Origin of the sequence: Mucilaginibacter sp. SG538B (genome assembly GCF_013376065.1) — a bacterium.
GTDB classification, from domain to species: domain Bacteria; phylum Bacteroidota; class Bacteroidia; order Sphingobacteriales; family Sphingobacteriaceae; genus Mucilaginibacter; species Mucilaginibacter rubeus.
The window spans coordinates 49551-72210 of the sequence record NZ_JABMJI010000007.1; the positions used below are offsets into that span (position 1 = coordinate 49551).

A 22660-nucleotide genomic window follows, 5' to 3' on the forward strand; every position below is an offset into this window, starting at 1 on the left:
ATGAGCTGGTGGCAATATTTATTACTGGTAAACATATACCTGTTGCTGTTTTACGGGTTTTATGTGCTGTTGCTTCGTAAAGAAACCTTTTTTCAGCTTAACAGGCTTTACCTGGTAAGTGCCGCTTTACTATCATTTATGATACCCGTTATCCAGGCCAATTGGGTGCAAAATCTATTTATTACCCAGCAGGTAAAGTATACCCTGTACAGTAGCCCGGTATTGGTTTATCACTTTAAACCTATTGAAGAATCGCCTATTAGTATAGGGGAGGTGTTGTTTATTATATATGCGGCGGGTATCGTTTTTTTATCGCTCAGATTGATCTGGCAGTTGTTTAAGCTAAAAAAGGTGATTAGTCAGCCGCAATCACAGGTATCCTATTCCTTTTTCAAAACCGTGAAATTAAATGCCGATGGGGAGGAGAATGCGGCTATAGCCACGCATGAGGATGTACATGCCAAACAATGGCATTCGGCCGATGTGTTGCTGGTTGAACTGGTGATGATCATTAACTGGTTTAACCCGATTGTTTATTTCTATCGTCGGGCGATCAAGCATATTCACGAATTTATAGCCGACAGGCATGCTGTTGAAGCCGGTACTGATAAGGCCGATTATGCCATGCTGCTTTTAAGCCAAACATTCAATACGCCTTCACACAACTTGGTTAATTCATTTTTTAACAAAAGTTTGTTGAAAGAACGTATTATCATGTTGCAAAAAAATAAATCGCACCGCATAACGCTTATTAAATACGGACTGTCGGCCCCTCTGTTTATTTTGATGATGGTACTGTCATCAGCTACAATTAATAATAGTGATACCATTGCGGTCATCAACACTAAGGCCGATAAAGTTTTCTCGACGCCGGCCAGTAAAGTGGCGGAGATTACTATTGATGAGCCTCTTAAACTTGAAAGGCCGGTTGTAGCAGCTGATACCTCACCGGTATATACTGCGGTTGCCCGTTTGCCCGAGTTTCCGGGCGGGCTGGGGGCTTTTGGTAAATTTTTATCTACCAATATAAAATACCCTGCAACAGCCCGAGAACAAAAGATCCAGGGAAGGGTGATCATAACCTTTGTTGTTGAAAAGGATGGCACGCTTTCAAATGAAAGGATTGTAAAGGGTATTACGGATGATCTGAATAACGAAGCATTAAGGGTGATAAAACTATCGCCTAACTGGAAGCCCGGTATGCAGGGAAATCGTACGGTAAGGACTCAATATTCAGTGCCTATCAGTTTTACACTTGCTCCCAGCGATGATACTACAAAGACTACTGCACCTGTAACATTCTCAATAGCTTCGGCTCAATCAGGTTCTGATCCGGTATTTACATCAGTTGAGCGGGTGCCTGAGTTTAAGGGTGGGTTAGAAGCATTTGGAAAGTTCCTGATGACTAACCTGAGGTATCCCAAAGCCGCCCGTGATAATAATGTTCAGGGCAGGGTGGTCATAACTTTTGTTGTTGAAAAAGATGGGTCGTTATCAAACATGAAGGTTGTAAGAGGGATAGGCTCAGGTTGCGACGAAGAAGCTTTAAGAGTGCTTAGTATATCGCCGGCCTGGAAACCTGGAATTCAGAATGGCAAGCCGGTGAAAGTACAGTATTCTGTGCCGATAAGCTTTACACTGGCCGATGATAAATCTGCAAAGCCAGGCGAAAATAAAACCGGGGATGTTGTAAATCCGCCGGGCGAAGACAGGCCAATATATGGCGGTTTGGTTGTTGATACCACCAGGCAGCATGTGATAGTTAGTGACAAGAATAGCGGTAAATCAGCGCCTTTAATTATTATAGATGGGATAGCCCTGGCCCAGGGTACATCGTTAAGTAAAATTAATCCGAACGATATCGAACAGATAAGTGTGTTAAAAGATAAAAATACTGTGGCTATTTACGGCGAGAGGGCCGTAAATGGTGTTGTGCTGGTGACTACAAAAACAGCTGCTAAGAAAAAGGCAGCAATGAAAACCATTATAAAGGATAATTAATTTCGGCAAAATATGCGACTTTAACACTAATTTATTATAAAATGCGATGAGGTGACAGTGGGAATTTTTGTAACTGAGATGAACTTATTATATTTGCAGCTAACAACCATGACCTTATCATATGAAGAAATTTTATCCTTTGTCGTTGCTGGTAGCATTATATGCATTTGCACACACGTCCTGTACCAAAATTGCAGACCAACCTAAACCGGTAACCGACAGTACAAAAACTCTTAGTGAAATTTCATTGCGGGATACGCTTACCATGTATACCGGGCAGGCAGTACAATTAGACGTAAAGGTTCGGCCTATAAATTTTGATACAACGAAGCTGGTTTGGTTGTCATCAGATACCTCAATTATAACTGTTAGCAAATTAGGCCGTATCGAAGCCAAAGGTGAAGGAAATGCAAAAGTTTCGGTGAGCAATGCTGAAAAAACAAAATCAATAAGCTGTATCGTAACCGTTAAAGACAGCCTTAAGGTTGGCCTTATAGCTTATTATCCTTTTGGCGCCAATACATCTGACGTGTCTGGCAACGGTAACAATGGCTCCGGATATAATTTAACACAGGTTGCTGATAGATTTGGGAATGCTAATAGTGCTTACTATTTTAATGGATTTAATAGCTACATCGTTGTCAAAGACAAACAAACACTCAGGCTATCTCATACAGATTTTACAATTACTACCTGGGTGAAGCTTGATGCATATAATAATTCATTTGCTTCACAGATAATAGCTAAAAGATTGCCAGGGTTAGGTAATGGATGGAATCTTTCTATCTCCGGGTATGACTTTGTATCTACCGGGCAGGGTGGTTTGGGATTGGTTACCTTTAACGAAGGAGCCAGTCCTTTAACAATACTTACCAGTGGAGCTGTTGCTTTGAATAACTGGCATATGGTAACCTCTGTGTATAATTATACTACTCACACCCTATCGCTTTATATTGATGGTGTAAAAGATAGTACATTTGACGGGTTTGCTTCTCCAAATATCACGATAGCCGCAGACGCTTACATTGGTAAAGATAATCCTGATGTACCCTCTCCCGGATACTTCCTGAAAGGCGCTTTGGACGATATGCGTTTGTATGACAGGGTGCTTTCGGATAAAGAAATTAAAAAACTGTATACTGCAATACATTAATTCCGACCATATTAATAAAGTGAAACAGGTTTTTCCTTTTGGAAGAACCTGTTTCACTTTAAAGCCTACTCGTGAAAAACTACAATAAAACTGTTAATTTAGCCGCATGAAATGCTACGACCGATTATACACCTTTGTTAAGATAAAACGCAGGTACAGCGTGGCTGCGCTATCTGTATAATTGTTGCCCAAAACCCCCTTTAATATTATTTATTAACTTTGTACCTGCAAAGCATAGCTTTATATCCTCTGTAATGACTGAAAATCCGAACCGCGAAAACGTTGTGTCTTATTATGATGAGCACGTCAAAAACAAGCTTAATGATTACATAGTAGTGAACCCTCGTATTGAGTTTGGGTGGGAAACTATTAGGCGTTTTACGCCTTCAGCACCGGTCCGCATTTTGGAAGTAGGTTGTGGTATGGGCAATATATGTTCGCGGATGCGTAAATACTGGCCCGATGCCGTTATTACTGGAATTGATATCAGCACGATGTCTATCCAGATTGCTCAAAAGCTTTTTGGCGACAGCAAGCTCAATTTTAAGGAAAGCATCCTTACCCCCGATACCTTTAATGAGCAGTTTGATCTGATTGTTTTTATGGATGTGTATGAACATATAGCTGTTACAGACAGGCCTGCTGTTCATGCCGCGCTTGCAAAAATATTGCGCAATAAAGGCCGCATTGTTTTAACGGTCCCTACACCGGCTAACTTAAAATGGTCGTTAGTTAATAAGCCCGAAACCATGCAGCCTGTTGATGAGCATATATCTTTTGAGGTTATTGGTAAATTGGCTGCAGATACTGGTACTGAGGTAATCCTGTACGAACTCAAAAACGTGTGGAACGTAGGCGATTATGCACACATCGTATTGGAAAAAAATGACGATTTCGAAGCCGCGTTCTTTCATCCAAAACCGGTAACCGCGTCACAACGCAGCCGAAGGATCTTTAATAAGGCGATGTATAAAATGGGCAGTTTCTTCCGCCGGTATTATGTCCGTAAAAAGTTAGGTTGAAATGAGCCAGGCGTATAATTTATGCATCATAAAGCCCAATAAGTCTGCTTTTTCCGAGACCTTTATACAAGCGCATATTGATGGCCTGGCTGGTAATAAAAAAGTTTTATACGGCGGCGCCTTTCCTGTTTATGATCATGAAGGTAAAACCCTGATCCGCTCAAAACTGGGCTTGCTGAGTTATCTCATCCAAAAAAGAATCTTTAAGAGGAAAAATATCAAGGTACGTACCTGCGCCTTGTATAAATATTTAAAAGAGCATAAAATAGATGCTGTATTTGCTGAATATGGCATGGTTGGCGCATCTGTTACTGAAGCTTGTAAATTAGCCGGAGTTCCCCTGATTATTCATTTTCATGGAGCCGATGTTTATCATCGCGATACAGTTGCTGAGTATGCCGAACTTTACCAGGATGCATTTAAGTACGCGAGTGCCTTTATTGCTGTATCGGTAGATATGGCTGCTACTTTGAAAGAAATGGGGGCTCCTGCCGATAAAGTGTTTACCGCTTCATGCGGAGTGGATACTGCTGCTTTCCCTTTACTTGATACATCAGCCTCCGCTAAAGATTTTTTATTCGTAGGGCGTTTTGTTGAAAAGAAATCTCCTCAATCCTTAGTTAAGGCCTTTAAAATTTTACAGGAAAAACACCCCGATGCCAGGCTGTGGATGGTTGGGGGCGGACCGCTGTTTGATGAAACCCGGGAGCTGATTGCCAACCTTGGGCTTAATGAGCAGGTTACGCTTACCGGGGTATTAAAGCCTGAAGAAATACGCACGTTAATGAAAACCATGCGGGCATTTGTACAACACTCGGTTACAGCGGCCAATGGCGACAAAGAAGGTACCCCGGTTACCGTGCTCGAAGCATCATCATCAGGTTTGCCGGTAGTTTCAACCCGCCATTCGGGAATCAAGGAAGCTGTTATTGATGGCGAGACAGGCTTTTTGGTTGATGAATACAATATAGCCGGAATGGCCGAAAGAATGAGCATCCTTGCGGAATCGGTTGAATTATCCGTGCAAATGGGTAAAGCGGCGCGGAACCACATGATTAATAATTATGATATTCACATGCGCATCGCTTTGCTTGATCATATTATCCAAAGCAGCATCAGCAATAACAAAATTAAATGAACCTATTACAAAAACAGGGATTTTTTAACAGCCTCATATTGTATGCGGGAGTTGCTTTAGGTTTCTTTAACCTTATCATTCTTTTTCAGCGGATCCTTACCACAGAAGAGATCGGTTTTTTTATTTTAATGGGGACTATATCGCTGCTTTATGCACAGTTTGCAGGATTAGGTATTGGTAATATCATTCTTAAATATTTCCCTTACTATCGCAGCGACGATAAAAAACATGGCGGTTTCGCATCTTTTGTTACTGTTTGGAGCCTGATAGGTTTTGCGATCTTCACGGTGCTTTTTGTAGTTTTTAAGGATTTTATTATTAGTTACTATAAGAATAAGAATGGAGCACCGCTACTAATCAGGTATTTCTATTACCTTATTCCTTTGTCATTTTTTACGCTTGTATTTTCTGTTCTGGAAAACCTGGCGCTTACGGTATTTAAAAATGTACTTTCTTCCTTTTTGCGCGAAGTAGGGTTACGTTTGTTCACAACCGCGGGCGTTTTGCTCATAGCCATTAAGCTGGTTGATTATCATGTTTTTTTGATGATATATATAACAGCTAACCTGGTGGCTGTATTGGTGTTGCTTGCCTATATTAGCAAAGGCCGGCACTTTAAGTTTTCGACTGTTGGTGCTCAGCTGCTAAGCGAAAGAAAAACGTTTTTGAGCTATGGCATTTTTACGGTATTAAGTGGCAGCTCCTTTGTAATGATCCAGAACCTTGATACCCTGATGCTGAGCATGCTTACCAAAGAGTCATTTAGTTATGTAGGTATTTATGGTACGTTTTTCGCCATTGCGGTAGTGATAAGTTTACCGGCCAAGGCATTGAGCCGCACCTCACTGCAGATAATAGCCCAGTCATGGGTTACTAATGATTTGGCCAAGATTGGTAAAATTTATTACAAAACATCAGTAGTACAAATGCTTATCGGCTGCCTGCTTTTCATAGGCTTGGTTATTAACAGGTCGTTTATTATAATGTTGTTACATAAACCTGAGTACGCCAATTATTTCAATGTATTTATTATAGTGGGCGTGGCCTTTCTGGTTGATATGACAGGAGGGTTAAATGGCTACATCATGAATGTATCTAAATATTACAAGCTTACCACTGTTTTTATTGTTTCGGGGGTGGTTTTTTGTGTGCTGTCAAATTTGGTCCTGATACCTCTGTTAGGCATGATGGGTGCTGCCTTATCATACCTGATCACCATGTTTGTACTAAACTTTGCTTATTGGTTATTTGTTAAAATTAAGTTTAACCTGCAGCCTCTCGCAATGGCACACGTATATATATTACTGATCTTTACGGTTTGCCTGCTTATCGGGCTTTATCTTCCGTCGTTAAAGAATGTATTTGCAGATATGATTTACAGATCGGTTATCGTGGGCGTGGTTTACGTGTTTTTGGCATATATTTTAAAAATTTCAGAAGATATTAATATAGTATTTGATCGCATCCTGAAAAAGGTATGAGTTAAGTTGTATTAATTGCTATAGTATTCCAGGCCTTTATATAGTTTTATTGCCGCGGCGTTCACAATAATATTGCCGTTTATGTTATTAGCCGGGCTGCATTTACCGTTTATGGTTAATTAAATAAAACCGCTACCGGCGCAGGTTGCCCTTCATCAGTCCCTTATTGAATGTACTTCATGTAAATTGAATTATCGATAACTCATGGTTTTTTACATCATGCACTCAACCGGTACGGGTTTGCACTCACCTTTAAAAGGTAAAATTTGTAACAGCTTCAATTGCAGTAAAGCTTAGTTTGAAATTTTTTGATAATGTGAACATTATAATTAATTATATCGTAGAAGGGCTTAGGATACCGTTGTAATATAACGTTATTAATAAACCTGGATTAACAATAAAATAATTAATTAACATAACTGATTGGGTCAACTTAACGCTGGTTGGCGTTGAAACCGTTTGATTAGTGATTAAATATTTTGAAAGTTTAGTAATATGAAAGATAATTATTATCATTATCCGTTAATTTAAGCTATGCACCCTAAACCTGCACTTCTATATAAAATAGTATTATGGGCAATATTTTGCCTGTTTTTTCTCCCGTCCGCTGGTTTTAGCCGGGCATTTGAAAACCCATTGACTGTTAACACGGAGCCGCGGTCTGTTGAACCACGGTTTACTACATACCATATTACGGTTGCCCCCCTGCAGGCAATTACCATTTGCTCCGCTGCTGCAGCTGTACTTAACGGCGATATAAAAAACCCCGTGCCCGACAGTTATCTATGGCAAATAAATAACAACGGGAACTGGGTAAATGCACCGTCGGCAAATACTCAAAAAGATTATATCACATCTTCGTTAACAAATACATCTGCTTCGAGTATTGTATACAGCCTTCGCCGCAGGATCTCTACCGCCGGCGTAGTAGATTATGATTCTTATTATGATGTTACCGTAAGGCCGATAGCAGCGGTAAACAACAATACGATAGTAGCGCCAGCTGTTACCCAATTTTGTTCAACTGGCAATCCGGGGGCTATTACGGGTAGTGTGCCCGGGGGGGGCGATGGTACTTTTTCATATCAATGGCAGTCATCCACAGATAACGCAACATTTAATGATATTCCGGGTGCTGTATCAAAAAACTATGACCCGCCGGTCTTAAAAAATGATACTTATTATCGCCGTATGGTTTCTTCCGGGGCATGTACAACTCCGGCGCTTAGTAATGTGGTGCTCCTTAAGGTTTCAACACCCCCACCTCCTCCATCGCCTGCAGCGTCAACAATAACCATTTGCCAGGGAACCCCGGCTACATTGACAGTTGCCTCGCCGCAGGCCGGGTTTACGTATAACTGGTATGATTCGTCGACTAAAATCACGGTGCTTGCTACAGGTACCTCATACACTACTCCTGTTTTAAACGCAGGAAAAAATTATTATGTCGAAGCATCAAACGGCACTTGCGGCAGCCAGTTAGCAACAATACAGGTAAAGGTTACCCTGGCGCCTGCTGTGCCTCAGTTTTCTCAAACAACGGTTACAGCCTGTATGGGCTCAACAGTGACACTCAGTGTACAAAATTCGCAAAGCGGTGTTATTTATAACTGGTATAGTACTGCAACTGATGCCAATATTTTGCATACCGGCAGTACTTTCGTATTGCAAAATGTAACATCAGCGATAACTTATTATGTAGAGGGACTTAGTTCAACAGGTTGCAGTTCTACATCACGCGGAAAGATAAGTTTAACTGTTAAGCCCGTGATAGCGGTAACCAATAATCAGATCACAGCCCCCACAGTTACTGATTTTTGTGTAACCGGTAACCCTTCGGCAATTACGGGCAGCACGCCTGCCGGTGGTGACGGTACTTTTTCATACCAATGGCAGTCATCTGCCGATAATATAACCTTTGCTAATATTGCCGGGGCCACATCAAAAAGCTATGACCCGCCGGTATTAAGCAAGGGCGCTTACTACCGCCGTATAGTATCATCAGGTACCTGTACAACCCCAATGGTAAGTAATGTGATCAGTGTTCAGGTTTTAACACCTCCGCCTGCACCGTCGCCCGTAGCATCGGGCCTAACCATTTGCCAGGGAACCGCAGCCACGTTAACGATTAGTTCGCCGCAGGCCGGGTTAACTTACAACTGGTATGATTCGCCTGCTAAAACTACAATACTTGCCACGGGTACTACCTACAAAACACCCGTTTTAAACGCAGGCAAAAGTTATTATGTTGAGGCATCTAACAGCGCCTGCAGCAGTCCTTTAACAACAATACAGGTAACTGTTTCGCCATTACCGGCGGTGCCGCAATTTACGCAAAGCACCGTTAGCGTTTGCTCCGGCTCCACAACAACAATTACCATACAAAACGCGCAAAGTGGTATTGTTTATAACTGGTACGGCAGCGCCACCGATGCTAACATTTTACATAGCGGGACCAGTTATACAATCAGCAACGTAACAGCGGCAACAACCTATTATGTACAGGCCGTTAACGCTGCAGGATGCGGCTCTTCGGCCCGGGGGACGGTTAGTGTAGCTATCATTCCGTTGCCTGTGGTTACAGTAAGCAGTTCGGGCACTTCTGTTTGCCCGGGCACCAGTGCTACATTAACCGCTTCAGCATCAGGCGGGGCAGTTATTTCATGGTATGATGCTCCAACCGGCGGAAACCTGCTTGCCCAGGGCAATACATATGTTACAGCTAACTTAACATCGGCAAAAAACTATTACCTGGAAGCTACCAACAGCACCGGGTGTAACAGCAGCGGAAGAGTTACAGTGCAGGTACAGATGACCAAGCCGCTTGATGCGCCCGTGGTAACGGTTGGTGAAGTTACCTCATCGAGCGTAGCTTTTGAGTGGAGCGCGGTAAGCGGCGCTACCAGTTACCTGGTAAGTACTAACAATGGTTTAACCTATACCGCGCCAAGTTCGGGCAGCAACGGTTTAACGCATAAAGTGAGCGGCCTTGGCTTAAACGAATCAGTTACCATTACAGTGAAGGCCTTGGGAGCATCGTCATGTACGCTTAGCGGGGCTTCGGCCGCGGTTACCGCCGCCACCATCGATAATAACAATGTAATATATGTAGCCAACAACTTTACCCCCAATGGTGACGGGAATAATGATATTATTTATGCACATGGAAAAAATATAAAAACACTTTCCTTTAATGTGTATGACCAATGGGGACAATTGGTTTTTACATCAACCGATGTTAACAAAGGATGGGATGGTTATTATAAAGGCTCATTGATGCCCGTGGGTGTATACGTATACTATTTAAAAGCGGCAATGAATAACGGGGCGCAATTGAATAAAAAAGGAACAATTACGCTATTAAGATGAAGAAACTACTACTCATTATTACAATAGCGCTGCAGTTTGCAGTTGCAGGAACGGTGAAGGCGCAGGTTGATCCGCATTTTTCACAATACTACGCTTACCCGCTTTGGCTCAACCCGGCGCTTACGGGCGTTTTTGACGGCGATACGCGCTTATCTGCCAACTACAGGGACCAGTGGGCAAACATCAACAATGGCTACCGCACAGCAGGGGTATCGGCCGATTTCAAGCCAACCGATAAAGTGGGCATCGGCCTTAATATCCTTGATCAAAAAGCAGGTACTGCCGGGTATAATTACTTTACAGCTTATGGTTCATTTGGTTATGGCATAACCCTGTCGGGCGATGGTAATCAGCGGCTGCATTTTGGTTTGCAGGCGGGTGTTATCAGCCGCAGCTTTGATCCGGGTAAACTCCAGTCTGATAACCAGTACGATCCGAACAGCGGCTTCGACCCTAACTTGCCCAATTTCGAAAATTTTGGTTATTCGTCAAAAACGGTATTTGATGCAGGCGCCGGTATTTATTATTACAATGCCGACCCGATGAATAAAGCCAATTTGTTTGGCGGGCTTAGCATTAACCATATCAATGATGTAACAGATCCTTTTGCCGCTGGCGGTATCGCCAGTAAATTGCCCATGCGGTTTACTGCACATGGCGGTGTGCGTATAAAAGCGTCTGATTTTTTTGACCTGATCCCAAACGCAGTTTACGTTAAACAAGGCAAAGGCGAGATCAAAGCTTTCGGACTATATTCTGAACTTAAGTTTGCCGATGATAACGGCCTGGTACTCGGTGGTATGGTCCGGGTACAGGATGCTGCAATTGCCAACGTTGGTTACCATATCCGCAGGATGGTGATTGGTGCCAGTTATGATTTTAATACTTCAGGGCTTCGCGCGGTTACATCAGGCCGCGGCGGTTTTGAACTATCAATAAGCTATATATTTAGTCGCTACACTGATTCCCCGGCCCCAATTTGCCCAAGGATATAATATGAAAAAACTATTACCCTATTTCTTACTATTGTTTTTTCCGTTGGTTTCATTTGGACAGGCGAAAAACTACAGGGCACTGGCCGACACTGCCTTTAACAGGCATGAGTACTATACTGCCGCCTATTATTACAAGCATATTGCCGATGGTACAACCGATGAGCCAAAAAGCAATGTGCCGCGTTCATCAGCAGTAAAAAAAATCAATTCAAAAAAGGCTGAGTCTAATCAATACATCATTTATCGCCTGGCCGAATCATACCGCCTGTATAAAGATTATACTGATGCTACCATTTGGTATGCCCAATTGGCTAAGGAAGCACCAACTGCCCAATATCCGTTAGTACCGCTTTGGTACGGCATCTGCCTGCAGGCAAACGGGAAGTATAATGAAGCTTTGGTCCAGTTAAAGCAGTTTGCAGACAACGCTCCCGATCCACAGTATGCCGCTCTCGCTAAAAAAGAAATAATCTCGTGCGAGTATGCATTAAAGCAATTGGAACACCCGCGCGCCGTTGATGTATCGGCTTTAGTGTTCTTAAATAAAGACCAGGGCGACTACGCCCTTACCGTTAACCTGGGCAGGTATTGGTTTACCTCATCACGCCTGGTTGATAAGGATAAGTTTTATACCAACAGGGTTTACAGTTCTGCCATCCTCGATTCAACTAAAGCGCTTGCCACAAACTTTAACGCGTTTGATAAAGAAGGACAAATTGAATACGCTACATCTGCGCTTGATGGTACCGGCACCAGGATGTACCTTACCCGGTGGTATAAAAAGAACGGGAAAACAGTATCTGCCATTTATTTTAGTCAACTGATAAACAGCGTATGGCAGCAGCCGGTAAGGCTGAATAATACTGTTAACGCCGAAGGCTATAATTCCAAGCACCCTTTTGTTAGCGCTGATGGCCGGCGATTGTTTTTCGCATCAGACAGGCCCGGCGGTGAAGGCGGTGACGACATTTGGGAAAGTAACCTTGATGATGCCGGGCAGCCGAAAACTGTAAGTAACCTGGGCGGTGCGGTAAACACAGCATATGATGAACAGTCGCCATATTATGACCAGGCCGATAAAGTGTTGTTTTTTAGCTCGAATGGTTTTACCGGTATGGGCGGCTTTGATGTTTACCGCAGCGAAGGAGATTTTGGTCGTTGGTCGGCCCCGGTTAATTTAGGTTACCCGGTTAACTCATCTAAAGACGACTTGTACTACAGCCTTGATCCAACCAATCCAAATAAATTCTACCTGAGTTCGGCACGCGGCTCTGACTGCTGCTTAAGCCTGTTTACCGGGCAGTATAAGTTTTTATATATCAGTGGCCGTGTAATTGATTGCCGCACTAATGGTGGTATGGCAGGGGCAAGGGTGATCCTTAAAGATCCGGACGTGAAAATGGGTTTGGCTGTTAAAGTAACCGATGCCAAAGGCGATTATGTTTTCCAGGTAAAGGAAAAATTGCCAAGGTATAAACTGGAGATTTCGCAAAAGGGGTACTTTACCAAAGTTATTCCTGCACCGATAGTAAAGCCGGGTATTGACACGCTCATTAACCCCGAAATTTGCTTGCAGAATTACAAGATCAATGTTCAGATAACCATCGAGAATATTTATTTTGATTTTGGTAACGCCCATCTCCGGTCCGAATCATTTGATACGCTGGATAAGCTGGTTGCCATCATGAATGATAACCCTAAAATTAAGATCGAACTTGGTTCGCATACCGATGGGATAGGCACCGACGCCGCGAATATGAAGTTGTCGCAGGCCCGTGCGGAGGCTTGTGTTGATTACCTGTTACTGCAAGGCATTAAATCCGCGCGTATTACTGCGCGCGGCTATGGCAAAAGAATGCCCGTTGCCCCAAACAAATTACCAAATGGCAAGGATAACCCTGCAGGCAGACAGCTTAACCGTCGTACTACATTTACGGTAAAATCGGCAGAATAAAAACAAATTATTTTATTTGTTTGCAATCGGAAGGTTATGGTATAATTTTGCCTTGCAAATTAAATGCCCCACTTGATGCAAGGTATTTAATTTCAATACCTGATCTGCTGAAATCATACCATGCAAAATCTTGCCCCGATAGCTCTTTTTGTTTATAACCGGCCCGACCATACCCGCCGTACCATCAGTTATTTGCAGCAAAATTTGCTGGCCGATGAGTCGCGCCTGTACATTTTTTGCGATTCAGCCAAAACTGATGCCGATAAGCCAAAGGTTGAACAGGTGAGGCAACTGGTAAAAGATGTAAGCGGTTTTAAATCGGTAAAAATTATTTTGCGTAATCATAATCTCGGTCTGGCCGAATCCATCATCAGCGGGGTAACACAGTTGGTGTATGAATATGGCAAAGTGATTGTTTTTGAAGACGATCTGTTATCTTCGCCATATACTTTGCAGTATTTTAATGACGCATTAACAAAATATGCAAACCAGGAACAGGTAATGCATATCGGCGCCTATATGTACAATTTGCATGACAAAAAACTGCCCGAAACATTCTTTTATCGTGCAGCCACCAGCTGGGGCTGGGCAACCTGGGCCCGCGCCTGGAAAAACTTTGAACCCGATGTTGATAAGCTGATTGCTCAGTTTGATACGCTGAAAATAGCCCGCTTTTCGATAGAAGGCAAAATGAATTTCTGGAAACAGATAGAGCAGTTTAAAGCCGGTAAAAATAATTCATGGGCCATTCGCTGGTATGCCTCTATTTTTTTGAAGAACGGGTTGACATTGAACCCGTCGCAGTCGCTTATTCAAAATATAGGCCATGATGGTACTGGCGTACACTCCAATAAAGAGGATATGTACCATGTGCAAATGGGACGCAAACAGGTAACGCAATTTCCCGACACCATAGAGGAGAATGAAGAGGCTTATAAGGCGATCAAAAATTTCCTGGCAAACAGAAAGGGTACCTTGCTGCAGCGGATCAGAAGGTTCATGAAGCAGCAGATGGGGCGATAAGCTATTTGGAGCGTTTACAGCGCAAATGTATAGACGTATGTGATGCCGCTCTGCGTGGAATAATTAATTTGAACTTCCCGTTTAAACCGGGAAGCAGAATTTCCCCATTAACACCGCCGGGTTCGTTCCGATCCTGATCGGCTCACCGCATAAGGCTTCATTACCTAATAAAGCAAATAATATAGCTTCTTTGGCATCGGGGTTGATCCCCAGTAAACTGCTATCCTCTATTGCCGCTTGGGGCAATAGTTTTTTTAATTCCCCAATAACAAATGGATTTCGCGCCCCGCCGCCGCTGGTAAAAATTTTAATATGATCCCCTGCGATATTTTCCTTAACAAATCCGGCTATGGATGCCGCGGTGAAGGCGCTTAGGGTACAAATAAGGTCTTCACCACTAATTTGCCCGATACCTGACCGTTGCTGTGCTTCAGCAACTATAGCAAGGTTGAACAGTTCTGGTCCGGTGGTTTTAGGGGCTTTTTCGTCAAAAAATGGATGGGAGAGGAGCGCCGTTAATAGATCATCATTTACCTGCCCTCTGTAAGCTATGGCTGAATCCTCATCAAAAGGCTTATCAAAATATTTTCGGCAGGCAGCATCGATGAGTGTATTGCCGGGGCCAATATCTGTGCAGAGCACACGATTAAAATCACCGTCACCAGGAAGCCAGGTTAAATTAGCAATGCCTCCTATGTTTAACAGCACCCGGTTTTGGCCGGTTTTATTGCCCAATAATACATCACCATATAAAGCCAGCGGAGCGCCTTCTCCTCCGGCAGCAATATGCTTCTGCCTGAAATCGCTGATGGTTAGTATGCCGGTTTTTACGGCGATATGGTCGCCGTCGCCAATTTGCAGAGTGGCGTTAGAACAGTTTTTATGCTGATGTAAACGCTGGGGGGCATGGTAAATAGTTTGACCGTGACTGGCTATAAAATCAACCTCTTGCGGGTCGACTTTCCATTGACCAAGTGCCTGCAATATCAGTTCGGCGTGATAGCTGCCGATATAAGCGTTAAGTAAAGTTATCTTTTCCAGATCCGCATTACGCCGGGCAAATACCTGCTGAACTTCCAGCTTAAAGTCATCCGGATAGGGGATTGTGATAAATTGTACCAGCTCAAAATGAGTGCTTAAACCATTACCGGTAAATTTGCACAGGGCAATGTCAAGCCCGTCCAATGAGGTACCAGACATTAGGCCGATGCCCGTTTTTGATGGTTTTTGAGCGATGCTAAACAGGTGCTGCAGGTTATGGTTCAATGCTATCATGGGCTTAAATTACTATTTGTACGGCAACCCGCAAAAGTTGGGGCAAATGCATTTAATATTTTAGTGACGATGATTTGTTGTTAATATAGCAACGAAATAAGATAATGATATTGGCAAACTATCAGTATCAAATGACACTTGTTTTATGGCCTGATGCCGGTTAAACGGGCCAGGTTTCATCAGCACTTGCTTTTGTCAATAACAGGGGCAAACGTTTGGATGTGTTAATTGCTCGAAAACATCAGTTTAGTGTAACCCATGGTTGTGTTTAAACTGTTGATTATTAATGTTTTCTATTTTAAAGATTTGAAATGTGTTAACCCGTGTTAACCCCATTTAGATGGGTTAACACTACCGCAAAAGTTAAAATAATAACGGCACTATGTAAATATCTGATATATTTGTTTTGAACAACTAACCTCATTTTCATTTCCTAAGATTCATGGCACGATTAAATTTATTGGAAGAGACACGTTACGAGAAGTTACCGGTAAGCGTATATAGCAACCAGCAGGAAGCCTCGGTAGCGGTAGCGAACCGGATAGCAGATCTGATCCGCGCGAAACAAGCTAAAGGCGAAAAAGCGGTATTGGGACTTGCCACCGGTGTAACCCCGATAGGAGTATATGCCGAACTGGTAAGGCAGCACAAAGAAGCAGGCTTGAGCTTTAAGAATGTGATCACTTTCAACCTGGATGAGTACTACCCGATGAAGCCCACAGCAGCGCAAAGCTATGTGACTTTTATGTATGAAAACCTGTTCAGCCATATTGATATAGATAAAGCTAATGTGCACATCCCGGATGGCACGCTGGATAAAGAAGCCGTAGCAGGCTACTGCCTGGCTTATGAAAAGCAGATAGAAGAATTGGGTGGCTTAGACCTTCAGATCCTGGGTATCGGTCGTACAGGCCACATCGGCTTCAACGAGCCGGGATCTGCGCCAAACTCAGGCACAAGGATGGTAACGCTTGACGACCTGACCAGGAGTGATGCTTCAAGGGATTTTGGTGGTAAGGCGAATGTGCCAACCAAAGCGATCACGATGGGGATCGGTACCATCTTCAAAGCCAGGGAAATCATATTGATGGCCTGGAACAAGAAGAAAGCGCCGATTATCAAGAAAGCGGTAGAAGGGGAGATTTCGGGCGAAGTACCTGCAACTTACCTGCAACTATCACAACATGTGGAGTTTGTACTGGATGCAGATGCTGCATCAGAACTGACCCGGTTTGATACCCCATGGCTGGTGAAAGATTGCGTGTGGGATAACCAGTTAAAGAAAAAGGCTGTGATCTGGTTGGCGAATGAGGTTAACAAACCGGTACTGAAACTAACGGAAGAAGATTACAATAACCACGGCATGGCGCAGCTGGCAGTAGAGCAGGGCCCGGTATACAATATCAACATTGATATTTTTAACCAGATCCAGCATACCATTACCGGCTGGCCGGGCGGTAAACCTGATGCGGATGATTCGCAAAGGCCGGAAAGGGCATTGCCTGCTAAAAAACGCTCTATTATCTTTTCACCGCACCCTGATGATGACGTGATCTCGATGGGCGGTACATTTATCCGTTTGGTAGACCAGGGGCATGATGTACACGTAGCTTACCAAACATCAGGCAATACCGCCGTTTGGGATGATGACGTGCTAAGGTACATGGAGTTTGCTATCGATTTCACAAAGAGCATCGGCGAAGACACCGCTCATCTTCAAAAGTCATATGAAGATATGCGTGCCTTCTTCCCAACCAAACAACCAAACGAAATTGATACCCAGGAAATCAGAAACGTAAAAGGCTTCATCCGGAAAACGGAAGCGATTTCAGGCGCAAGATACGCAGGCTTACAGGATGATCATATCCACTTTATGGCACTGCCGTTTTACGAAACCGGTAAAACGAAGAAGAATTCGGTAGGTGAGGAAGATATTCAATTGACTATCGACCTGCTTCAAAAAGCAAAACCACAGCAGATCTTCGCGGCAGGCGACTTTGCAGATCCTAATGGTACCCACCTGGTATGTTTCAAGATCATCTTAGCTGCACTCGAAAGATTAAAAGGCAAAGAAGCCTGGGTAGAAGATTGCTGGTTGTGGATGTACCGTGGCGCATGGCACGAGTTTGAAACACATGAGATAGAGATGGCAGTACCATTGTCGCCGCAGGAGGTGATCCGCAAACGTAACGCTATTTTCAAACACCAGTCGCAAAAGGACAGGCCTGTGTTCCCGGGCGATGATGCAAGGGAGTTTTGGGTACGTGCAGAAGACCGCACCCGCGACACCGCCCAGCGTTATGATCGTCTTGGCCTTGCGGAATATGAGGCCATGGAAGCGTTTAAACGATATATGTTTTAAGGATTTATAGAACCTCATTGTCTTGTGGAAGCAGGCAATGGGGTAATAATTGAAGGCCATGTGCGATTTCCTCCCTTGGGAGGGTGTAGGGAGGGGTTTCATCGATTAGCCTTGTTTTTGACAGGGTGTATAAACCCCTCCCTGCCAATGCACATTCCAAACGCACCCCTCCCAAGGGAGGGAATTTCTTTAATGTAGCCTATGACCTCAACCATAACCGAAAAACCAAAACGGCTTCTTTCCCTTGATGTATTCCGGGGCATTACCATCGCCATGATGATCCTCGTTAATGATCCTGGCGATTGGGGGCATATTTATGCACCGCTCGAACATTCTAAATGGAACGGCTGCACACCTACCGACCTGGTTTTTCCTTTCTTTTTGTTTATGGTTGGCGTATCGGTTATATACGCTATGGAAAGCAAAAAGACCACGGTATCGCATAGTAGCCTCATCCTGAAGGCGCTGCGTCGTGCCGTGATCCTGCTGCTGATTCCCTGGGCAACTCAACTGATCTTTCACCCCGATACCGGGCTGGCTCATTTACGTTTGCCAGGTGTGTTGCCGCGCATAGCCCTGGTATATTTCATCAGCACGGTGCTTTATCTCAAGACATCGCAAAAAACACGCGACTGGATTTTTGCCGGAGCGCTTATAGGTTATTTTATCATCATGACCTTTATCCCGGTACCGGGCGTGGGTTATGCCAACCTGGAGCCCGAAACCAATATAGGGGCATGGATAGACAGGCTGGTATTTACGCCCGATCACCTCTGGCGCGAATCGCATACCTGGGACCCGGAAGGTTTGCTGGGAACTATTCCCGCCGTTGCCACAGCCCTATTTGGTATTAGGGTAGGCAGCTGGCTAAAACGTAAATACCGCGATGACAATATCAAAACTAATTGGATGTTTGTTTACGGAATAATCGCGGTTATAGCAGGCTTGTTCTGGGATTTGTTTTTTCCTATTAACAAAGCCTTGTGGACAAGTTCCTTTGTGCTTTATACCGGCGGCCTGGCAACCATTGGGCTGGCTTTATGCTACTGGCTTATTGACATACAAGGGTACAAACGCTTTACTTATCCCTTTGTGGTATTTGGTACCAATGCTATAACAGCATATGTGCTGTCGGGCTTTATACCGCATTATATGGGGATGATTAAAATAAACGGTTCATCCATCTATCAAACATTTTTTGCTCCTTATTTTTCACCTGTAAATGCTTCATTGATAAGTGCTATATTTACAGTGCTCATTTTATGGGTGGTGATGTGGGTGTTCTACATCAAAAAGATCTTTATCAAAATTTAATATGAACCTAAAACTTAAACTTATCGCATTAACAGGAATCACCCTGTTTTCTTTTTCAAGCTTAAAAGCGCAAACAACCACTCAAACTATTACCCAATCACATTTAAAGGCCGCCGAGCAATTGTTAATTTCTATTGGTATAGATAAACAGTTTGGCGGAATGATGGATAATATCATTAACTCCACAAGTAGTCAAATGCCTGCAGAGCAGCGTGCCAAATTCATTGATGTGATGAAAACCTTTATGAGCAAATACTTTACCTGGGATTTGCTTAAAGATAAGATGGCAGCTATTTATGCTGAAGAATTTACTGAAGATGAGCTTAATCAGATTTCTGTGTTTTATAGCTCACCGATAGGGCAAAAAGTAAGCTCAAAATTGCCTGCGTTAATGCAAAGGGGGATGATGGTTGGCCAGAATGCGGTTGCAGAACATAAAGACGAACTGACGCAAATGATGCAGGATGCTTTTGGTTCTTCTAACCAGGCTCCGGCTAATCAGCCTCCCGCTAAAAAGCCAGCCTCAAAATCAGCTACAAAACATTAATTTTCATAACAATACTTTGTAACTAAGATTTTCGTTTTGCATCTTAGTACCCTGACTATTTAAACTTTATAATGAACCTGAACAAATACGTTCCGCTGGCCCTATTGGCTTTAACACTTTCGGGCGGAAGTGCTTTTGCACAAGTAAAAAAGAAACCTGTTCCGTCGCCTAAAAATAAACCCGGCACCCAGGCCATTGCTGCCAAGAGCGATATATTACCGGTTGACAAGGATGTGATCATTGGTAAATTACCCAATGGCTTAACTTATTATATCCGTGCCAATGTTGAGCCTAAAAGCAGGGCCGAACTTTACCTGGTTAATAAAGCTGGTTCGGTTTTGGAAAATGACGATCAGCAGGGCCTGGCCCATTTTACCGAGCACATGGCTTTTAACGGTACACGCGATTTTCCAAAAAATCAGATGGTTGACTACCTGCAAAAAGCAGGCGTAAAATTTGGCGCCGATTTAAACGCTTACACTTCGTTTAACGAAACCGTATATCAATTACCTCTGCCAACCGATACCGTCAGTGTGTTTGAAAAAGGCTTTAATATACTGGCTAATTGGGCCGGGTATGTAAGTTTTGATCCTGCCGAAATTGATAAAGAACGCGGCGTTGTTTTGGAAGAAGAGCGCCTTCGCGGCAAAAATGCCCAGGAACGCCTGCAACAACAAACATTGCCCGTACTGCTTAACAACTCAAGGTATGCGCTCCGCTTGCCGATAGGAAAGGAAGATATCCTGAAAAACTTTAAGCCCGAAACTATCAAAGCTTTTTACCAGGATTGGTATCGCCCCGATTTGCAGGCTGTTGTTGCAGTGGGCGATTTTGACCCAAAACGTGTTGAGGCGCTCATTAAACAAAACTTTTCGCAGCTTAAAAACCCGGCCGCCGAAAAGCCGAGGACAAAATACTCCGTACCTGCAACACCGGGTACCGCGGTAAAAATTGTTACGGATCCCGAGTATCCATACACTGTTGCACAGATCATTGTAAAACATCCCGGCACGGTTACTAAAACTATCGGCGATTACATGCAGCAAGTAAGGGTGCAGTTGTTTAACCAGATGCTTAATTCGCGCATAAACGAGTTGCTGCAAAAACCTAATCCGCCGTTTTTATATGGCCGTACCAGCTATGGTAATTTTATCGGCGACCAGGATGCTTATACTTCACTGGTTGTCGCCAAACCCGGTGAACTTGAAAAAGCGGTTAAAGCCGTAGTGGCCGAATCTGAACGCGCCCGCAAATTTGGTTTTACCCTTACCGAGTTGGAACGCGCCAAGCAGGATGCGCTGGTTGGTATTGGGAATGCTTACCGGGAGAGGGATAAAACCCCTTCGGCAAATTTTGTACGTGAATACCAGGCCAACTTTTTAACCGGCGAGGCTATCCCCGGCATCAGCTATGAGTATAATTTTTATATAGGCAATATCTATAAAGTAAGCCTGGCCGATATGAACGCCATGGCCGGTAAATTTATCAGCGATCAAAACCGTGTGGTGGTAGTACAGGCCCCGGATAAAGAAAAAGCTAATTTGCCCGACGAAAAAACCTTGCTGAACTGGATTGCCACAGGCGGCCAAAATGTAACTGCCTATATTGATAACGTATCAAGTGACCCGCTGCTGGCCAAAGTTCCTGAAGGTACTAAAGTTGCTAAAGAAGAAACAGATGAGGCCCTTGGTACAACCACGCTTACTTTAGGCAATGGTTTAAAAGTGATCTTAAAACCTACTGAATACCGTAACGATCAGATCCTGATAAACGGTTATGCTTTTGGCGGTACATCACTGGCAAGTGATGATGAATTTACGTCGGCAAACCTGGCCTCATCTATTATCAGCGGAAGCGGTATAGCGCAGTTTAACCAGGGCATGCTTGATAAAAAGCTGGCTGGCAAAAACCTGAGTATTTCGCCGTATATCAGTGAGTTTGCACAGGGTATTTCGGGAAATACCTCACCAGCCGATTTTGAAACAGCCCTTCAGTTGATTTACCTGTACTTTACCCAGCCGCGTAAAGACAAAGACATCTGGGATGCCAACATCGATCAAACCAGGTCGATATTGAGTACCCGCGGGCTTGATCCCGGAAGTGTTTACCAGGATACGGTATCGGCTGTATTAAGTAACTATAATTTCCGTGGTATGGTAACTACCTTACCAAGGTTAAATGCGGCAACACTTGATAAAGCTTACGATTTTTACAAAAAACGCTTTGCCGACGCCAGTGGTTTTACCTTTACACTGGTGGGTAATTTTAACATAGAAACAATTAAGCCATACCTTGAGCATTACCTTGGCGGTTTGCCTTCAACCAACAGCAAGGAAACTTATAAAAACATGAATATTGAGCCGCCTGCAGGATTGATCACCAAAACGGTGAATAAAGGGGTAGGTGAAAAAAGCACAGTACAATTGGTTTTTAGCGGCGATTATGATTACAATGAAGCTAACAATATACAGGTAGATGCGCTGGAAGAAATACTGAACATTAAACTGATTGAACGGTTACGTGAGCAGGAAAGCGGTGTATATGCTCCCGGGGTAAGGGCCGGCTACCATAAAATTCCGGGGGGGCGTTACACTTTTACCATATCTTTTGGTTGCGCACCCGAAAATGTGGATAAGCTGATCAACGCTACCATGGAGGAGATAGCCAAAATTAAACAGAACGGCGCCTTACCGGCAGATATCCAGAAATTTGTTGCCGAAGAAGCCCGTTCAACCCAGCAGCAGCTAAAGCAAAATGTTTTCTGGGCAGGATATCTTGCCTCTACATCGCAAAACGGCGAAAACCCGGACCAAATCCTGGGGCATGTAAGCAGCCTTGAACAAATAACCCCTCAAAGCACTAAAGATGCAGCTAATAAATACCTAAGCGGTAAAAATTTGATTAAATTGATATTGATGCCCGAAAAGAAATAAGGATAGTAGATATCATAATAAAGAAGGTCTTTCCGTTTCGGGAAGGCCTTCTTTATTTGTAAAGACTCATCACATGCGTCTTCGGCAGGACAA

General features: G+C 43.6%; 14 protein-coding genes. 13 read left to right on the forward strand and 1 reads right to left on the reverse strand.

Features of this window, described 5'->3' with window-relative positions; translation table 11 throughout:
• The 9 genes from FHW88_RS30270 to FHW88_RS27705 all read left to right on the forward strand — a co-directional run bounded on the left by FHW88_RS30270 (nucleotide 1) and on the right by FHW88_RS27705 (nucleotide 14136).
• Nucleotides 1–2001, forward strand: coding sequence for a M56 family metallopeptidase (locus FHW88_RS30270; protein ID WP_176628797.1), 2001 nt, complete (start codon nucleotides 1–3; stop codon nucleotides 1999–2001).
• Between the two features lie 121 nt (nucleotides 2002–2122).
• Nucleotides 2123–3154, forward strand: a complete 1032-nt coding sequence (locus tag FHW88_RS27670) for a LamG-like jellyroll fold domain-containing protein (protein WP_090534689.1) — start codon at nucleotides 2123–2125, stop codon at nucleotides 3152–3154.
• A 254-nt stretch (nucleotides 3155–3408) separates the two neighbouring features.
• A complete protein-coding gene (locus FHW88_RS27675) occupies nucleotides 3409–4176 on the forward strand; it encodes a class I SAM-dependent methyltransferase (protein WP_090534691.1) in 768 nt (255 codons plus the stop codon).
• 1 nt (nucleotide 4177) lies between these two features.
• A complete protein-coding gene (locus tag FHW88_RS27680) occupies nucleotides 4178–5314 on the forward strand; it encodes a glycosyltransferase (protein ID WP_176628798.1) in 1137 nt (378 codons plus the stop codon).
• The gene (locus tag FHW88_RS27685; protein WP_176628799.1) at nucleotides 5311–6795 is read left to right on the forward strand and encodes a polysaccharide biosynthesis C-terminal domain-containing protein; all 1485 of its coding nucleotides are present in this window, start codon (nucleotides 5311–5313) and stop codon (nucleotides 6793–6795) included. The genes FHW88_RS27680 and FHW88_RS27685 overlap by 4 nt, the downstream gene beginning before the upstream one ends.
• A gap of 534 nt (nucleotides 6796–7329) precedes the next feature.
• Nucleotides 7330–10164: a gliding motility-associated C-terminal domain-containing protein gene (locus tag FHW88_RS27690; RefSeq protein WP_176628800.1), complete on the forward strand. Its 2835-nt coding sequence runs from the start codon at nucleotides 7330–7332 to the stop codon at nucleotides 10162–10164.
• A complete protein-coding gene (locus FHW88_RS27695) occupies nucleotides 10161–11159 on the forward strand; it encodes a PorP/SprF family type IX secretion system membrane protein (RefSeq protein ID WP_176628801.1) in 999 nt (332 codons plus the stop codon). The genes FHW88_RS27690 and FHW88_RS27695 overlap by 4 nt, the downstream gene beginning before the upstream one ends.
• Before the next feature lies 1 nt (nucleotide 11160).
• Nucleotides 11161–13113: an OmpA family protein gene (locus FHW88_RS27700; protein ID WP_176628802.1), complete on the forward strand. Its 1953-nt coding sequence runs from the start codon at nucleotides 11161–11163 to the stop codon at nucleotides 13111–13113.
• 120 nt (nucleotides 13114–13233) lie between these two features.
• On the forward strand, nucleotides 13234–14136 hold the full coding sequence (locus tag FHW88_RS27705) for a glycosyltransferase (protein ID WP_129567866.1): 903 nt from the start codon (nucleotides 13234–13236) through the stop codon (nucleotides 14134–14136).
• 81 nt (nucleotides 14137–14217) lie between these two features.
• Here the strand turns inward: FHW88_RS27705 and FHW88_RS27710 are convergent, their stop codons facing one another.
• A complete protein-coding gene (locus FHW88_RS27710) occupies nucleotides 14218–15411 on the reverse strand; it encodes an anhydro-N-acetylmuramic acid kinase (RefSeq protein WP_255485467.1) in 1194 nt (397 codons plus the stop codon).
• 442 nt (nucleotides 15412–15853) lie between these two features.
• Between FHW88_RS27710 and nagB the strand changes: the two genes are divergently transcribed.
• The 4 genes from nagB to FHW88_RS27730 all read left to right on the forward strand — a co-directional run bounded on the left by nagB (nucleotide 15854) and on the right by FHW88_RS27730 (nucleotide 22567).
• Entirely contained in the window at nucleotides 15854–17773 is a 1920-nt protein-coding gene (gene nagB / locus FHW88_RS27715) for a glucosamine-6-phosphate deaminase (protein WP_176628803.1), read from the forward strand.
• 201 nt (nucleotides 17774–17974) lie between these two features.
• Nucleotides 17975–19087 carry an acyltransferase family protein gene (locus tag FHW88_RS27720; protein ID WP_176628804.1) on the forward strand — a complete coding sequence of 371 codons (1113 nt, stop codon included), beginning with the start codon at nucleotides 17975–17977 and terminating at the stop codon, nucleotides 19085–19087.
• A gap of 1 nt (nucleotide 19088) precedes the next feature.
• Nucleotides 19089–19634 carry a DUF2059 domain-containing protein gene (locus tag FHW88_RS27725; RefSeq protein WP_176628805.1) on the forward strand — a complete coding sequence of 182 codons (546 nt, stop codon included), beginning with the start codon at nucleotides 19089–19091 and terminating at the stop codon, nucleotides 19632–19634.
• A gap of 71 nt (nucleotides 19635–19705) precedes the next feature.
• Nucleotides 19706–22567: a M16 family metallopeptidase gene (locus FHW88_RS27730; RefSeq protein WP_176628806.1), complete on the forward strand. Its 2862-nt coding sequence runs from the start codon at nucleotides 19706–19708 to the stop codon at nucleotides 22565–22567.
• The last annotated feature ends 93 nt before the right edge of the window (nucleotides 22568–22660 follow it).

Coding starts and splice junctions, on each gene's coding strand:
- FHW88_RS30270 (WP_176628797.1), top strand. CDS start 1: ATGAGCTGGTGGCAATATTTATTACTGGTAAACATATACCTGTTGCTG.
- nagB (WP_176628803.1), top strand. CDS start 15,854: ATGGCACGATTAAATTTATTGGAAGAGACACGTTACGAGAAGTTACCG.
- FHW88_RS27675 (WP_090534691.1), top strand. CDS start 3,409: ATGACTGAAAATCCGAACCGCGAAAACGTTGTGTCTTATTATGATGAG.
- FHW88_RS27720 (WP_176628804.1), top strand. CDS start 17,975: ATGACCTCAACCATAACCGAAAAACCAAAACGGCTTCTTTCCCTTGAT.
- FHW88_RS27710 (WP_255485467.1), bottom strand. CDS start 15,411: ATGATAGCATTGAACCATAACCTGCAGCACCTGTTTAGCATCGCTCAA.
- FHW88_RS27670 (WP_090534689.1), top strand. CDS start 2,123: ATGAAGAAATTTTATCCTTTGTCGTTGCTGGTAGCATTATATGCATTT.
- FHW88_RS27680 (WP_176628798.1), top strand. CDS start 4,178: ATGAGCCAGGCGTATAATTTATGCATCATAAAGCCCAATAAGTCTGCT.
- FHW88_RS27705 (WP_129567866.1), top strand. CDS start 13,234: ATGCAAAATCTTGCCCCGATAGCTCTTTTTGTTTATAACCGGCCCGAC.
- FHW88_RS27725 (WP_176628805.1), top strand. CDS start 19,089: ATGAACCTAAAACTTAAACTTATCGCATTAACAGGAATCACCCTGTTT.
- FHW88_RS27695 (WP_176628801.1), top strand. CDS start 10,161: ATGAAGAAACTACTACTCATTATTACAATAGCGCTGCAGTTTGCAGTT.
- FHW88_RS27730 (WP_176628806.1), top strand. CDS start 19,706: ATGAACCTGAACAAATACGTTCCGCTGGCCCTATTGGCTTTAACACTT.
- FHW88_RS27685 (WP_176628799.1), top strand. CDS start 5,311: ATGAACCTATTACAAAAACAGGGATTTTTTAACAGCCTCATATTGTAT.
- FHW88_RS27700 (WP_176628802.1), top strand. CDS start 11,161: ATGAAAAAACTATTACCCTATTTCTTACTATTGTTTTTTCCGTTGGTT.
- FHW88_RS27690 (WP_176628800.1), top strand. CDS start 7,330: ATGCACCCTAAACCTGCACTTCTATATAAAATAGTATTATGGGCAATA.